Origin of the sequence: Rhizobium sp. EC-SD404 (genome assembly GCF_902498825.1) — a bacterium.
In the GTDB taxonomy this organism is placed as follows: domain Bacteria; phylum Pseudomonadota; class Alphaproteobacteria; order Rhizobiales; family Rhizobiaceae; genus Georhizobium.
In genome coordinates, this window is record NZ_LR701459.1 from 1,560,062 (window position 1) to 1,577,717 (window position 17,656).

1 protein-coding gene is annotated in these 17,656 nt (G+C 61.4%); it reads left to right on the forward strand.

Annotated features, from left to right (window positions below):
- Nucleotides 1-203 precede the first annotated feature (203 nt).
- The gene (locus GC125_RS08370) at nt 204-17,576 is read left to right on the forward strand and encodes a carbohydrate-binding protein (RefSeq protein ID WP_151985270.1); all 17,373 of its coding nucleotides are present in this window, start codon (nt 204-206) and stop codon (nt 17,574-17,576) included.
- Nucleotides 17,577-17,656 lie beyond the last annotated feature (80 nt).

Genomic DNA, 17,656 nt, shown 5'->3' on the forward strand with positions numbered 1-17,656 from the left:
CTCCTGCATTGTGCTTATGAAAGTGACCGTCACTAGTCGTTTCGCTTAGGACTAGCCGGTTCGACTAGGTCATTTGAGCCACGCAAGCAGACCATTCTTCTATATCGGCCCACCACGGCCCATGAAATCCTTAAGGTCAAGTTAACACCTGTGTGTCCGGGCATGAGGGACGTGCGTCAGCGCCGTCTTTCAAAGGGGGAATTATGGATAAAGAATTCGGTTTCGAGCTTGGCTCGAACGACGTCGTCGATGGCACGACATTTGCCGCTGATCTGAATTCGCCGTTTGGCAACCAATCATCGGCTCAGGGGTCCAGCGAGAATTACGTTCTCGATATCCCCACCGGCGGGTGCGGCGAACTGGTCGTCCAATACGCCAATGGATGGTCGGATGAGCGGGAAGCGACCTTCACCGTCGACGGCGGCAATCCTCATGTGATCACGTTCCCGAGCACGGGCGGTTGGCAGGCTCTCGGCAGCGTCATTGTCCGGATCGGTCTGGACGCCGGAACGCACGCGATCAGCGTCGCTTCGCTCAACAACTCCGGACCGCGCATCCTGGCGATAGCAGCGAGCGACGGCACGCCAGCAGCAGGCACGAAGATCGGTGACGGCCTCGGGCTGATCAACGCCTTGAACCTTGCCGGTATCGCCGCGCTTGCTCTCGCCACCAAGGTTGAAGAGAGCACCGCGAACACGCCAAGCGATTTCGACGATCTTCTTCCTCTCGCAAGCCTGCCGGCGCTCGACAGCGACGCAGGTATTCCGCTCGAAGAAGACGACGTCGCCCAGCTCGACGGCTATCTGCCGCCGCTCGACAACGGTTATGGCGACTATATGGGCCCCCAGGGCGATGGCGGATCCGTCGGTTCCGGTTCGCCGCTGCAGCGGGGTTCCGCCTCGGGCAATGGTGCCGGTGGTTCCGATCCCACAACGCTCCAGGCGCCTGTCTACACGGAGGTCGCCAGCTTCTCCGATCCGGTCGACATGCCGATGATGAGCGCTTTCGCGGTCGACGAGGGTTTCGCGACGGCAGCGCTGGCCGCGGAACCTGACGTCAGCCTTGGGAACCTCGTGCCGGGCACGACGCTTCGGCTCGAAGCTGAGAATGCGTATGTCGGCAATGCTATCCCGACCAGCACGTTGGGTAATCCAACCGCTGTTTCGACCACGACTGCGTCGCCAACCGATGTCCCAAATGCGGATGCTGCGAGCGGCGACGCGTATGTTGATTTCGCAGGAATACCCGGCAACAACAGTGCCGGTTCCGGCCAGTACATCGAATGGACGTTCACTGTCGACGAAGCTGGCTTCTACGACATCGATGTCGGCTACGCATTCCTCGCGGCCGGAATCAATCGCTCCATGCGTCTCGATGTGAACGGCGAGCTTTGGGATCGCATCTTCGACATGAAGTCGACGAATGCGAACACGACCTATTCGGAAGCCACTACGCGGGTAGAGCTTCTCGCAGGTGAGAACACTATCCGGTTGACGGCCAATGGCTTCAGTGGACCGAACATCGACTATTTGGACATCCGCGAAGCCGATCCAAACGTCATCGTGATTCAGGCTGAGGATCTGGCGCCCAACACCACGATCACCACATCCACCAATTCCAATCGTGCAATCACGCCTGAGTTCCTGGCTGCGCGGAACCCCACGGTCACCTCCAACGAGAATTTCCGCGTCGGAGCAGAAGGCGAGTCTTATCTCGACTGGGGTATTGCCAGCACGTTTGCCGAGTTCGCTATCAATGCACCTACGGCAGGAACGTATACGATCACAATCGTCTACACGAACGGTGACGGGGGCTCAGCTGCGCGTCCGTTGATCCTCTCCGGTCTGCCGAATGGGGCGACAGCGCAGTTCGCGATCGTGGCCACAAATGCCGGTGCCCGCACTGTGTTGCCGAGCGATGTTTCCGATATCGACCCCACCCCGGGTGGCAGCGGAGAGGACGCAAACGTACCCGCAACCGCAAGCGGCTGGGAAAATTGGACCAGCGAGACGATCACGGTCACGCTGCCGGCTGGTGTCTCTACTCTTCGGTTGACATCGACCACTGCAAACGGCCCGAACATCGACAAGATCGTCATTGCTCTCGATGAGCCGACGGTTCCGGTCGAGCCGGTCAACACGGCGCCGACCGCCGATGACGTGACGATTGGCGATGCACAGGAAGACACGGTCCGTCGCATCGACATCACCGATGCCATCAGCGACGCTGATGCGGGCGACACGCTGGAAGTCGCCGCTTCCGTACCGGTCAATCAAGGCGCTGTCGTCGTGGTGGAGGTGGAAGGCCGCACTTACATCGAGTTCACGCCGGCCTTGAACTTCAACGGCCAGGCGACCATCACTTATACCGTCACCGATCAGGATGGCGCCGCGAGCGCACCGGCTACGATCACGGTCGCCGTGGCAGCGGTCAACGATGCGCCGGTGCTGTCCGGCTCCATCGCCGCGCAGACGATCCCGGCCACGGGCGGCTCCTTCTCGCTGTCGGGTTTCACCAAAAGTGATGTCGATGGCACGGTCCCGACGTTCGAATTGGGTGGCAACTTGCCGGCAGGCGTTACGCTTTCCGGTGAAACGGTCAACGTTGCGGCGAACGTTGCTCCGGGCACCTACACCATTCAGGTGAATGCGACGGACGGCCAGGCAGATTCCGGAACGCTTTCCTTCCAGCTGACGGTGCAGGCACCGATCGTGGAAGAGCCCGAGGAGCCTGTTAACACGGCGCCGACCGCCGGGAATCTGAACATTTCGGATGCTCAGGAAGACACGGTCCGCCGCATCGACATCACGGATGCAATCAATGACGTCGACGCGGGCGACACGCTTTCGGTCGCCGCTTCCGTGCTGGTCAATCAAGGCGCTGTCGTCGTGGTGGAGCTGGACGGCCGCACTTATATCGAGTTCACGCCTGCCTTGAACTTCAACGGCCAGGCGACCATCAGCTACACCGTCACCGACCAGGCGGGCGCTTCAAGCGCACCGGCTTCGATCGCGGTCACTGTCGCTGCAGTCAATGACGCGCCGGTCTTGACAGGCACCATCCCGACGCAAACCGTTCCGGCCACCGGCGGGACGATTTCGCTGTCCGACCTTACATCGGTGAGCGATGTGGAAGGCAACGCGACAGTGCTCGAATTGACAGGTTCAGGCCCCGAAGGTGTGTCGCTCTCGAACGGCATTCTCACGGTCGCTCCGACCGTTGCTCCCGGTACGTATCAGTTGCAGATCGTCGCATCGGATGGCGACTTGGATTCCAATACCATCCCCTTCACGCTCACGGTCGAAGCTCCGATCGTGGAAGAGCCAGAGGAGCCGGCGCCGTTCACGCAGATACTGATCCAAGCCGAAGCCGGCGTTCTGAGGATTCTCGACCAAGACACCAACGTCAACGACACCGTCATCCGGAATCCGTCGAATCCTGAGAATCCAGCACCGGCCGGTACGGTCAATGGACTGCGCCCCGGTCTTACCGGTAGTGGCTATCTGGATTTCGGCGATACGCCTGGTGACAGGGCGACCTACAGTTTCACAGTTGCCGAAGCGGGCACATACGATCTGCACATCCGCTATGCCAGCAATTCGGCGCGGCCGCTGGCATTCTCCATTGATGACAGCGCACCAACCAACCTTGCTTTCGTAGCGACAGGAACTACAGCGGCTGGTTCAGCAGGCGAAGGCTTCAACAACTGGTCGATCCAGAAGGTAACCGTATCGGTCGGCGCTGGCACCCACAGCTTCTCGCTGGCCATCCCCGCCGGGGCCAATACCGGTCCCAATGTCGACGCCATCGCGATTACGCAGACCGGCGTCGCAGCCGTGTTCCCCGTTACAAACTCGGCGCCGATCGTCTCCTCCGAAACCTTTTCGATCGTCGAAGGTGAAACCGCGATCGGCACCATCGTTGCCGGCGATATCGACGGCGATGCCGTACGCTATTCGCTCGCCACTGCCTCGGGCAACGACAATGCGCTGTTCACGATCAACCCGCAGACCGGCGCTTTGTCCTTCATCGCGGCACCCGACTTCGAAACGCCTGTCGGTGGCAGCAACGATTATACCGTCGTCATTCTCGCCTCGGATGGCGCGCTGACGACGCAGAAGACCATCACCGTCACCGTGACCAACGATCCGGCTGACGATGTCGTGCCGGACACGACCGCCGACGAAAATGGCGATCTCGCGCTCTCGGTCGTCGACATCTCCAACCCCGCCGCCGCTGCTTTCGCGATCGCCGGTGCGGATGCCGACATCGTTTCGTTCGCCGTTTCAGTCAATGGCGGGGCGGCTGTTGCCGTCACTCCGGTCGGCGGCCAAATCACGCTCGATCTCGGCGATCTCGATCCGGGTTCCGTCGCAATCGTATTGACGGTCACCGATGGCGAAGGGAATACGGCAACCGCCGGGACGACGGCCACGATCGATGAGGATAATTCCGCACCGTCGATTTCCAGTGAACCCGGCTTCACCGTGGCCGAGAACACGACCGCCGTCGGCGCAATCGTCGCGACAGATCTGGATGGCGACACGCTGACCTATCAGCTCTCGGGTGCTGATGCCTCCAAGCTGTCGATCAACGCCAATGGTGTCATTTCGCTCAATGCCGGCGCCAATTTCGAAGCGGCCGACGACGCCGATGGCGATGGTGTCTACGAAGCAACGGTCACCGTCAGCGACGGCACGACCTCGGCGACGCAGGAAATCACCGTCACCGTTTCCAACGTCAACGAGGCGCCGACCGTAATCTCGCTTTCGGGCGCGCAGTCGCTCTCCGAAGATGCCATCGCCGGCACCGTCGTCGGTGTCGTTGCGGGCGTCGATCCGGAAGGGGATGCGCTTACTTTCACCGTCAGCGATGGTCGTTTCGTGATCAACAGCACCGGCCAACTGGCAATTGCCGACGGTGCGACATTCGATTTCGCGGCGGAGCCGCAGATTGCATTGACCATCATTGCAACCGACCCCTCCGGTCTGTCGACCACGCAGGACTTCACGCTCGGTGTCGTCGATGTTGCCGAGCCGCAAGAGCCGATCGGCATGGTCTTCGACCCATCCACGCTGACATCCTACAGCACTCAGGACCGAGGCGTAGGCGCGTCGGTCACTGATGGTGGTGCGACGCTGACGCTTGATGGAAATCTCTGGAAGCGTGCGCCGCTGCCGGAAAGCTACACGATCACCGAAGGTACCAAGATCACGCTGACCGTGACCCTTGGCACCAATCTGTCGGAAATCGTCGCCATCGGCTTCGATGATGACAACTCGCCGTTTGAAATGAGCGATCAGTCCGTCTTCCAGATTGCCGGCACGGAGAGCCAAGCGGCCTTCGTCGACCTGCGCAACGGCAACAACGGCACGCCCGGCACGACGTTCACCGTGACGATCGACCTGTCGGCCCATGCCGGCAAGACGATTTCCTCGCTCGTGTTCGTCGCCGATGACGACCAGGCAAGCAACGGTGTCGGTTCAGTCTCCTTCAGCAATGTCCAGATCATCGAAGGGCCGGTCGATCCCGACCAAAACGTAGCCCCGACCGTGATCGGTGGCGGCATTGCCGATCTGACGCTGCCGGAACGCAGCCAGCTAGAAATCGACATGCCGTTCGTCGATGCGGATGGGGATGCGTTGACCTACAGCTTCACTGTCGAAGATGCCGACGGCTTGCCGGTTGCCGGCTTCGAGAACCTCGTGTTCTCGCAGGGCACGCTGAGCGGCGTCATCCAGGCGGCCCCGAGTGCGACGCCTTACACGATCATCATCACGGCCGATGACGGTCGCGAAGGGATCACCACCACGGAATTCCAGCTCACCGTAGAAAACGTCAACGACGCACCGGTGGTCAACGCCATCGCCTTCGAGCCCTATTTCGCGGTTGTCGGAGAAGAATTCAGCGGAATCGATCTTTCGATCTTTGCGGATGCGTTCTCCGATATCGACGGCGACAATCTCGTTCTGACGGTCGAAGGCCTGCCCGCAGGTCTCAGCCTCAACGACGAAGGCGTCATCGTCGGCACGCCGACTGAAACGGGCGACGGCACGATCACGATCGTTGCCACGGATCCGTCTGGCGCCCGTGCATCCTTCGAGCTCGACCTCACGATCGACGGGCCGGCATTAGGCGACGTCACCGTCGTGGAAGCCGAAGCCTTCACCGGTCTAGATGAAGCTGATGCGTTCTACGTCGCCGCCGCACCTGGTGCTTCAGGAAATCAGGCAATCCGCACCAACGCCAACCAGACGGGCACCGTCTCCACGGTCCTGTCCGAAAACGGCCTGTCTGAAGGCTGGTACGAAGTGTCCATCACCGTCTTCGACGAAACCGACGGTGAAGCGACGTTCAGCCTGACGATCGGCGACACGGTTCTTGCGAGCGGACTGTCGTTCGATGATGCCGGGATCTTCGACAATCCCAGCCAGGCGCGTGGTAACGGCGGCCAGGTCGGAAATCTGAAGACCATCACGTTCACCACTCCAGTCTTCATCGACGCAGCCACCATTGCGACCATCACGGGCGTTGCCGACTCCGGCGAATTCCTGCGGATCGACAAGCTCACCTTCAAGAGCGTCGAGCAGCCGGAGCTTGCCCCGGTCAACATCGCGCTCGACACAGCGACGGTTGCTGAAAACGCAGCGGGCGCCGTTATCGGCACGCTCGCCGCGACGGATCCCGACGGGAGCTCGGCTGCCATCATCTACACGACCACCGATGAGCGCTTCGTCATCGAGGGAACACAACTGCGCCTCGCGCCCGGTGTCAGCTTCGATCATGAAACCTCAGAAACCGTTACGGTTTCGATCACGGCAACAGACGCGGCTGGCCTCTCCACCACCAGCGTCCTGACCATTGCGGTCGGCGACGTCAACGAAGCACCGGTACTCGGCGCCACGGCTGCAATCGAGGATGTCACGCTCGTCGAGGGCACCGCCCAGACGATCGACGTCGCGGCGGCGCTCGGTGCTACCGATCCGGATGCCGGCACGACGCTTACTTACTCTGTCGCCCTCCAGGGCGGCGGCACGCTGCCTGCGGGCATTTCGCTGGCGGGTGGTGTCTTGACGATCGCCGGGACCGTTGCTGCCGGTACCTATGCACTTGAGGTTCTGGCGAGCGACGGCACGCTGAACACGGCACCGGTTGCCTTCACGGTCACCGTCGGCGAGACGCCCGCGTTCACGCCGATTGTTTTCCAGGCAGAAGATGGTGCGATCGCACTTGCTCCGGCCAACAACGGCAACGCAACGGTCACGGTCGTGCGTGATTCGAGCAATCCTGAAGCCGGCGGTTTCTCCGGCCTGCGACCTGATTTCAGCGGCACTGGCTACCTCGATTTCGGCGATGATGCTGGCGACACGGTCACCTATACTTTCACGGTCGCTCAGGCCGGCACCTATGATCTGAACGTGCGCTATGCGTCGCAGGATTTCTCCGGTGCTCCGCGCTCTCTCGCCATCGGCGTCAATGGAACGGTTGCCAATACGGTCTTCCCGAACACCGGGCCCGCCACGGGCGATCCACTGCTGCAAGGCTTCAACTTCTGGAACTTCCTCACCCAGACCGTGACACTGCAGGCCGGCGTCAACACCGTCACCTTCGCCATCCCGGCAGGCGCTGCTTCCGGGCCGAACCTTGATCGCATCGAGATCACGGAAGCAGGCACCGGACCGATCGTCGTCGACGTTTCGGCCGACGAAGACGGCAATCTCGTGCTGTCCGCCCCTGAAACCTCTGTCGATATTGCGGATGCAGATGCCATCACCTTGTCGGTTGCAGGTCTCGACGACGATATCGTTCAGGTCGAAATCACCCTCGACGGTGGCGTGACCCGGATCGACGTCACGGACCTTCTGGACGTCGACGGCAGCTTCGTTTTCGATGGGAGCGCTCTCGCTGCAGGCACGACCGAAATCACCGTCATCGTCACAGACGAAGCTGGCAACGAAGCCGAAGCGACGGATACGCTGACCATCGCCGACGAAGAAACGCCGATCGTCGTCGCTCCGTTCACCATCCAGGCTGAAGACCTGACGCAGGTTACGGTCAACGATACGACGGCCACCGGTCAGGGCGCGCTCACCCGCGTCGTCACTCAGGCGAACCCCGATGACTTCGGCAATTTCCGCACCGGTGCCGTGGGCAACGCCTACATGGACTTCGGCGCTCAGGTCGGCGATGCCATCACGATCAATGTCGATGCTCCGGCGGCCGGCACCTATCTCGTCACCTTCCGCTACGGCAACGGTGCGGTGGATTCGCGCGCTCTCAACCTGACCTTGAACAATGGCGAGGTGATCAGCCTGCCATTTACCCGCGGTCCGGGAACGGGTGACCTGGCCTGGAATAGCTGGGTCGAGCAGACAGTCGAATTGACGCTTGTCGAAGGATCGAACCAGATCCGTCTGGCGATCCCCGCTGGCAATATCGGCGGCCCAAACATCGACGAGATCAGCTTCGAGTATCTCGACGGGACCGATCCGGTCGATCCGGTCGAGCCGTTCTCGCTGACGATCGAAGCTGAAACGTTCACGATTGCGGACATCGAGGCGGTTGCCGGCACGCCGGCCGACACCGTCGCCCGCGTTCCAGGTGATGACACGAATGAAGGTGGCGCCAACGCCGGCAATAGCGGCCCTGGCCAGATCTACGACTCATTCGGCCTGCGTCCGGGTTACGAAGGCATCGGCTATCTGGATACCGGTAACGATATCGGCGATGCAGCCAGCTTCACGCTGACGGCGCCTGGCGCTGGCACCTATCAGTTGACCGTGCGCTTCGCCAATGGTGGTACGACCGATCGACCGATGACGCTCACGGTCAACGGCGTGGAGCAGACCATCGACTTCCCGTCCACTATCCCCGCCGGCGGCACCGCCGATGCGGGCTGGTCTAACTGGCAGGAGATCACGGTCGACATCGAGCTTTCGGATGGCCCCAACACGATTTCCGTCGCCAACGAGATCGCCAATGGCCCGAACATCGACAATGTCACGATCAGCCGCGATGGTGACGCTCCGGTCGACCCGGAGGTTCCAAGCGAGCCGGGCGATCGTGAAACCATCCTGATCAATTTCCAGGACGGCACGGCACCGAAGGCTCCAGGCTACCTCGTCGCGAACTTCGTCGGCTTCGGTGACCGCGGCAACGGTTATTCCTACGGCTTCGTCACGGAAGCTTCGGCGACCGATGCGGACGGCACGACTGCCACGCCGATCAATGGCGCTGCGTATCCGGCCGTCGCGATCAACGAGCGAACAGGGCAGGGCGAGAGCTCCAACGTCGACGACGGACGCAACTTCGACAGTTACGATCCACGTCTTACAGGCTACGCGCATTTCGATCTGCGTGGCACCTTCCCGGCCGGTGAAGCCAACCGTGTGGCATTCGAAGTCGCGCTTGAAAACGGCTGGTATGAAGTCACGGTCGCCGTCGGCGATACCGGGGGCGCCAACGACAGCGACAACAAGCTGGAGATCGAAGGCGCACTCGTCTCGGATTTCGTGCCAACCAACTTCTACAAGACCGAATTGAAGACGGTTCAGGTCAAGGTCGAGGATGGTTTCCTGACGCTCGCGGCCCCGGATGGCGAAGTCACGGAAATCCAGTATCTGGAAATTCGCGAGTTGCCGGATCTGACGCCGGACGACGAACGCGAAGCGCCTGAGGACTACGCTCGTTTCGTCGGACCTCGGGCCATTGCCGGTGTCGGCGAAGGCCAGATCGTCGTCGATCTCGATCAAGCCAGCGGCGCAATCACGACGGTCGATCCAACGTCGGACATCATTCTGGGCATCGAAGTCGCACCGAACCGTGGTGGCGCTCTTCTCGAAAGCCTGACCGACGGCTCGATCAAGCTTTATGAAACGCTCACCGGCCAGCAGGTGAATTTCAGCATCAACACGACCGCCGGCTTCGACTCGCTGACGATCTCGCCAAGCGGCGGCCTGAAGGCTTTCACCAGCTACACGCTGGTCATCGATGGCTTCCAGGATCGTGGCTCAAACGAAAACATCGATGCTCCGACACGTGAGTTCCTAAAGTTCAGCTCGACCTTCACGACCACGGCGCAGCCCGAAGTCGAGGCCCGTGAAGTGGCCTTCGTCGAGACGATCGAACTCAACGGCTATGCCGACAACGCATCGCTCTACACATCGATCGAGATTTCACCAGATGGCCAGCATCTCTATGTCGGCACCCTGAACGGTCTCATCAAGCGCTGGGATATCGATCCGCAGGACGGCTCGCTTTCCAACGAGCAAACGCTCGAGCTCGACTATCTGCAAGAAGGTGATCGCTCACGCGGTATCATCGGTTTCGTCTTCGACCCGACCGATCCCAACGTCATCTGGATCACGGACAATTTCCCGGTTCCGCTCGACGGACGCGACAATGCCGTGCCGGAGTTCTCGGGCCGAGTCTCGAAAGTGACGATCGGCGAGGGCGATGCGTTCACCGGCACCGCAGAGACCTACATCACAGGCCTGCCGCGCTCGAACGGTGACCATGTCACCAACAGTCTCGAGTTCCGCGCCAACCCTAATGCCGGCCTGCCGGACGAACCGGACTTCCTGCTCTACCTCATCCAGGGGTCCAACTCGGCGATGGGCCAGGCGGACTCTGCCTGGGGCTTCCGTCCGGAGCGGCTTCTCAACGCCGCGATCCTCGAGATCGATCCGACCCGCGAAGCGCCTCCCGGAGGCTTCGACGTTTCGACCGAGCCGATACCGGCAAACGGTACCAACCGCCGCTTCGGCTACGAGAATGTGCAAAACGGCCAACTGGTGCCAACCGACGATGGAAATCTGAAGAATGGCGGCATCGCCATTAACAGTGGCGAGTTCACTGGCAACTTCCTGCACTTCAACGCTGATGGCGTTGCATCAGTGCGCTCCGGCACGAACTTCAACTCGACCGTCATCGAGGAGTTCTACAATCCCTACGCGGACGACGCAGTCCTGAAGATTTTCGCCACCGGCCAGCGTAACGGCTACGACTTGGTCTGGCATTCGAATGGAAAGCTCTACGTCTCGGCCAACGGTTCGGCAGCGGGCGGCAACGTCCCGAACAACCCGAACACGCCGCAGAACGAAGCCATCAACAATGTGGGCGTGCAGAACGACTACTTCTTCACGATCAGCGAAGGGTCCTACAGCGGCCATCCGAACCCGCTGCGTGACGAGTTCATTCTCAACGGCGGCAATCCGACTGCAGGTACCGATCCGAACCAGGTCGGCAACTACCCCGTCGGAACACTGCCCGATCCGAACTACAATGCGGACAATGCCTATTCGCTTGGCCAGAACCGGTCCCCGAACGGCGCGATCGAGTACAAGAGCAATGTCTTCGGGACGGGCCTCCAGAACGCGGTCATTTTCACCGAGTATTCGAGCGGCAACGATCTGCGCGCCATGATCCTGGATGATGATGGCAACGTCATCGACGATTTCGTCATCCGCGATCCGGATGGTCGGGTCATCAGCCACCCGGATCCACTGGACGTCATCGAAGGTCCCGGCGGACGCCTCTACCTGCTCACGCTGAACCGCAGCGATGGCTCGAGCCAGATCGTTCGGCTGGAGCCCGCTCCAGGCGGCATCATCGCCGACAACACGGCCGATGCCGGCGGCGATCTCGCGCTCGTGCTTTTCGACGGCAGCGACGTGGATGCCACCGTCTTCCAGGTCAACGGCCTCGACGACGACATCCAGACCATCCGCGTCAGTTTCAACGGCGGCCAAGCGCAGACCGTGACGCTGAACGCTCAGAACCGCTTCACGGCGGATGTCAGCGACTTCGGTTCGCCGGTCACGGCAACGTTGACCGTGCTCGACGACGCTTCGAACACCGCGGTCGATACGCTCACCTTCACGCCGGGGCAGGCGCCGACGGAATTCGTCAGCCTCATCGTCATCCAGGCGGAGGATGCTACACCGGGCGATGGCACGTCGGTTTCGACGCCGAACGACGTCGACGCCCAGATCGAGATCCGCTCCGCCGGCAACCTCGAAACAGGCACTGGCGCTGGCTATGTGAACGGCTTGCGTCCGGGCGCCTTCGGCAATGACGGCAACACCGACAACCTCGACGGCACGCCGGGCGGCTACGCCGACTTCGGTTCCACCAACGCCGACTTCATCTCGTTCGCCTTCAACGTGCCGAGCGACAGCGCTGGCGAAGCCTTGCTCCGCTTCCGTTACGCCAACGGCGCCACGACGGACCGTCCGCTACAGGTCGAAGTCAACGGCACCATCGTCACGGTGCAGTCCTTCGTTCCGACGGCAGTCGCGCCGACCGATGGCTGGACCGTCTGGTCGTTCGTCGAAATCCCGGTGACCCTGGCCGCTGGCCAGAACACCGTGACGCTGCGCTCGGTCGCCAATACTGGTCCGAACATCGATCAGCTGGAAGTTCTGGTTGCTCCGGATACGGCGACGGGTCCGAACGATGGCGAGGAAATCGTCGATGGCATTACCTACGCCATCTACGAGGCTGAAAATGCCTCCTTCACAGGCGATCCGGCGGTCGTCACAACAGACCGCGACCAGTCCGGCGACTTCGTCGACTTCGTCGGCCCGGATACGGAAACCATCACCTGGACGGTGTCGGCCAGTGCCGCCGGCGTCCACGGCCTCGACATCCTCTATGCGCTGGGTGCCGGCAAGGCCGCCCGTCCGATGACGCTCACCGTCAACGGACAGGTCGTCGAAACGCTCGCCTTCACTGCCAACAGCAACGCGGCGGAATCGGTCTGGGGTCCCCAGTCGTCGCTCGTCAATCTGGTTGCGGGAACGAACACGATCACGCTCACCGCTCCCGGCGGCGTTGGTCCGAATGTCGACTATCTGCGCGTGACCACCGAACCACTCTCGGTGTTCGAGCCTGACTATGCCGAGATCATCGGCACCGGCCGTATCGAACTGGAGACGACGGACGGTTCGGCCAACATCGTCAATGGCAGCACGGTCGACTTCTACTTCACGGTTGCGGCAGACGGCATCTACAAGCTGGATACCGCTGCCAACGCGACCGCGACCAACGGCCAAGGTCTGACCTGGCTGCTGAACGGCGTCGAGCTTGACGAAACGGCGTTCCCGGGTGTCGGCACTGCCGGCGAGGAGTCCGTCTACATCCAGCTGACTGCCGGAACGCAGTATCAGTTGCGCGTCATCTCGGATGCACCGGGCGCCAATGGCATCGACTATCTCGATGTCCAGCCGGCACCGGGCAACGCCAACGCGGATATCGGCATCCAGAGCCTCGATCCGGTCTTCTTGGATAATCGTCTTCACTTCTCGTATCTCGAAAATCCGGACGCAGTGTTGCCGGACGAAGCCGATCGGGACTTCAAGGACACCGGCGTCGTTCGGATCTCTAATACTGGGACGGAGCCACTCGAGTTCCTGGAAAGCGAGCTCACAGGGCCTTTCGTTCTCGCAAATCCTTCAGTTTTCGAAGGATTGACGCTCGCTCCGGGTGCGTTCGTAGACGTCACGGTTCTCTTCAACCGAGCTGCCTATACCCCGCCGACAACCAACGTCGACGCGACTTCGACCACCTTCTTCGGTGAACTGACACTGCGAACCAACGATGCCGACAGCCCGATTGCGACGGTCGATCTTGCTGGCTTCTGGCAGGCACGTGACGAAGGGGGACAGGAACCCAACGTCAACGAGATTTGGCAGATATTCGGCTTTGGCAACCGCATCGAGGGCTTGCGTTTACAGGGCGGGGGAGAGAACTCCACACTCAGCACGAACGACGTCTTTGCGAAGACGGACGATACGGAGGTGCTTTCGCCATACTGGAGGATCGCCGAGGGCTTTACTCAAGCGAAAATCACCCAGATTGCTGCTTTCCACGGTACGGGCGGCGCCACGATGGGTATCCACAACCCTGGCAATAAGGGCCAGGGCACCACGTTCTGGAATCATGAAGGCACGGACAACCAGCGTCTTCTGCCGAACTCGGTCAATGACAACACGTTCTCGACACGGACGTTCAGCAACGCCGACATCAATGACGGCTGGCTGGGCAACGAAGTGTTCGGTATCAACGTTGCCGGTCTGTCCACGGACCCGAGACTGAACCCGACGGGCGGTGTCATCGTTCCAGGAGCGCAGCAAGGGCACACGGTCAAAGTCTTCCAAGCGCTCGATGCTGACGGCGACGTAATCCCGAACGTCTATCTCGGCGTGATGGACTACACCGGCATCAACTACGACTATAACGACAACCTTTTCGTCATCGAGGGTGTCGAACCGGTGGGCTTCGGCCAGGAAATGGTCGTCGAAGGTCTCGATGATGCGGCGGCAGACGATCGCCTCGTCTTCACCAACATCGACAATCCGGCGAACGCGCAGCAGACCTTCCGCAACGAAGCGACGTTCACGATCTCCAACGACGGCTTCGTGCCGCTGACGATCGAGGACATCCTGATCGGCAACGGCGATGCGTTTGAAATCGTCGGTGCGGTTCCGACGACGATCGCGGCAGGCGGCAGCGCCCAGGTCACCGTGCGGTTCGTCGGCGACCACACCGGAACGTCGTCCGGTGCCGATCTCATCACCTCCACGCTGACGATCGTTTCAAACGATTTCGCCAACGGCCAGAAGGTGATCCAGCTGGCAGGTCTCGCACAGGAGTTCTCGGAGAACGGTTCCGAGCCGACTGTCGCGCAGATCGTCGAAGCCTTCGGATACTCCACAGACGTGGCCCAGGGCGAACTTGCGGCCAATGGGGCGGTGGAAGCGGTCGGCGACGAAGTTCTGATGCCTTATCTGCAGCGTCTCAACAACGCTCAGCCGATCGAAATCATCCAGATTGCGGCCTTCCTGACGCAGGGCAATGTCGCGCGACTCGGCTACCATGGTCTCGGCTCGTCGGATGTGACCAATCTCTTCGCCAATGACGATCAGCAGGGTCAGACGGTTCTGCCGGATCAACTCCAGGCCGGAGCGGGCGCAGGGGCGAATGTCGCACGCGGCACGATCAACCAGAACGGGCCGTTCGGTCTCTACATCTCCGTCGATGGGCGTCCGACCTATTCGTCCTGGACGGACCCGGAGGCAAATAAGATCGATCCCGACTTCGGCCAGTTGGTCGGGGACAATCAGGGCCATCTTCTGCGCTTCTTCCAGGCGATCGACGCTGCGGGCAATGTGATCGAAGGGACGTATATCGGCATTCAGGATTATCCGGGCGCCGGGAACTACGACTACAACGACCACATGTTCATCATCAAAAACGTTCAGCCACACGCGCTGACCGCCGCGAACGATGCCAACAACAATGACGTCAACGATGCGCTCGAAAATGACGCGGACGATGACGGCACGGTGGACTTCTTCGATCCGGATATCGACCCGATCGATCCCGTCGATCCGGGCAGTAAGGGTGCCTATGTGCTCGGCGTCAACTTCGGCGGCGGCGCGATCGCCAACGATCCGGTTCTCGGCCTCGCTCTCGTGGCGCAGACCGATCCCCGGGTGACGCTGACGGGTTCGGTGAACACCGGACCCGGCGTCGATGCCCCTTCGAACCCGAATGGTGCAGGCGCAACACCCGGCTCGGCTTTTACCACCTACGAGGACGGTTCCGACTGGACGGCAACGATCGATGTCCCGAACGGCACTTATGTCGTGACGATCTACACCCAGGAAACCTACTGGAACGCACCGGGCCAAAGGCAGTTCGATATCGCGGTCAACGGCCAGCAGGTCGCCACGAACCTCGATCCGTTCGCCGAAGCCGGCGGTGACGAGCCGATCGCCATCGAGACGATCGTCACAGTCACCAATGGCGAGATTTCCATCGATCTCTCCGCCGACATCGACAACGCCGCGATCAACGCGGTGACCGTCCACCAGTTCGTCCAGCCTGGGGGCAACCAGACGCCGTTCCTCGGTACGCCGTTCCTCGTTGATGCGGATGGTGTGACGATCGATGCCGACGACTACGACAATGGCGGCCAGGGGATCGCCTACAACGATACTGCCGGTCTCCAGGGCGGCACGAACGGCGGTCGCGCCGGAAGCTCCGTCGAAGTTACGGGCGGCGGCGATATCGGCTGGATCGATAACGGCGAATGGCTTGAGTACACCATCAACGTCGCAAGTGCTGGGGAGTACGATCTCGACATGCTGCTCGCCAACGGCGGCGGTGCGGGTCGTGCGGCATCGGTCAGCTTCTATCGCCCCGGCGAGGCAAGCCCCTATGCAACCACTGGCACGATCGCCAATCCGAGCACGGGAGGCTTCAACACCTTCGTCAATCGCTCGGTGGATGGCATCGATCTCGAAGCGGGCACGCAGATCGCTCGTGTCACCTTCACCGGCGGCAGCCAGGACTTCCGGTCCTTCTCGCTGACACCCGTGACACCGGTCGTGGCACAAACGCCATTCAGCGGGACGGCTCCGAGCTTCAATGCCCAGGGCATCCTGACGGTCGACGCGACGAACTTCGACAATGGCGGGCAGGGCGTTGCCTATAACGACAACCCAGGCCTCGACAACGCAGCGAACGGGGTTCGCCCCGGCCGTGCCGTCGAATTCGTCGGAACGCAGAACGATATCGGTCACGTTCTTCCCGGTGAGTGGGTCGAGTATACGATCAACGTGCCAGCAGGCGGGCTTTACAGCTTCTCGGTCAATGCGAAGTCCCCGGTGACGGGCGCGACCGTTGCCGTTTCCCTGGCTGGCGGGGCTCAACTTGGTACGGTGACGCTCGCTGACGGCCATGCCGGTGGCAGCAACTTCGCCAACGCCCCGTTCGTTCAGAGCAGCGAGATCGACCTGGCACTCGGTGCCGGACCGCAGACGCTGCGCCTGACCTTCAACGGACCGCTTGCCTCGAATGGTTACGTGCTCGACCTGCGGTCGTTCACGCTGGAGGCCAACAATCTCCAGACACCATTTGGCGGCATTGCACCGGTTCTGGACAGCGACGGCCTCACGGTCGAGGGCATTGCCTACGACAATGGTGGACAGGGCATCGCCTACAACGATGCAGCCGGTCTGCAGGGCGGAACCAACGGCGGAAGAGCCGGAAGTGCGGTCGAAGTGACGGCAGGTGGCGACATCGGCTGGATCGGCGGCGGCGAATGGCTGGAGTACACGATCAACGTGGCGGAGGCTGGCAGCTACCTGTTCAACCTCTCCATGGCGCTCGGTGACGCCGCGGGCCCCAATCGATCGGTCACGGCGACCTTCACGAACGGGACAGCAGTCGACAGCGTGACGGTGGGAACGCCGCGGACGGGAACCTGGTCGAACTTCCAGGATACCAACTCGGCCGAAGTGAACCTCGATGCCGGAACAACAGTCGTGCGGCTGACCTTCAACGGCGGCTCGCAGGACATGGCGTCCTTCTCGCTCGAACCTGCGGCCGCACCGGCCGCAGCCGCAGCGGCAGCGCCTATGGCCTTTGCGGCCACAGCGCTATCACCGTTCATCTTCGACGAACCGGATGTCTCGCCCCCGGACAGCCAGGATGCATGGCAGTCGGTCAATGACGACGACGGTCCAAGCAATCTCTGGTCGTCGTTCGGCTACGATCTCATGAACTGATGAACAGCGCTCCGGTGGCTCGAAAGTGACCGCCGGAGCAACTCCAAGACTTGGACGGGTGAGAATTAACCTTGATCAAG

What these genes read in the sequence shown, in the direction of transcription:
- GC125_RS08370 (WP_151985270.1), top strand. Translation starts at nt 204, where the DNA reads ATGGATAAAGAATTCGGTTTCGAGCTTGGCTCGAACGACGTCGTCGAT.